This is a genomic window from Hominimerdicola alba 8 (assembly GCF_000178155.2).
GTDB classification, from domain to species: domain Bacteria; phylum Bacillota; class Clostridia; order Oscillospirales; family Ruminococcaceae; genus Hominimerdicola; species Hominimerdicola alba_C.
Map to the genome: position 1 here is coordinate 1 of NZ_ADKM02000114.1, position 528 is coordinate 528.

Annotated in this window: 1 protein-coding gene; it reads right to left on the reverse strand. The window is 44.3% G+C overall.

All coding sequences use genetic code 11. From position 1 onward, the window contains the following. On the reverse strand, positions 1–528 hold a 528-nt coding region (locus CUS_RS13640; protein ID WP_037277525.1), incomplete at both ends, for a hypothetical protein.

Here is a 528-nt window from a genome sequence, read left to right on the forward strand (position 1 = left end):
CATCAATATCCGACAGTGCGTCAACATCAACGAGCGAGAGTGATTCAAACAGTGCAAGCACATCCATGAGTGAATCATTAAGTACGAGCGTTTCAGAATCAACGAGTATGTCGACATCAGAAAGTGCATCCACATCAATGAGTGTAAGCGACTCAAATAGTGCTAGCACATCTTTAAGTGAGTCGACAAGCACAAGTCTTTCAGACTCAACGAGTACGTCGACATCAGATAGTGCATCAACATCAACGAGTGAGTCAGACAGTGAAAGTACATCATTAAGTGAATCGACAAGCACAAGCGTTTCAGATTCAACAAGCGTGTCAACGTCAGACAGTACGTCAACATCAGATAGTACGTCAACGTCAGCAAGTGTGAGTGACTCCAATAGCGCAAGTACGTCATTAAGAGAATCGACAAGTACGAGTCTTTCAGACTCAACGAGTACGTCGACATCCGACAGTGCAAGCACATCCATGAGTGTAAGCGACTCAAATAGTGCCAGCACATCTTTAAGTGAGTCGACAAGCA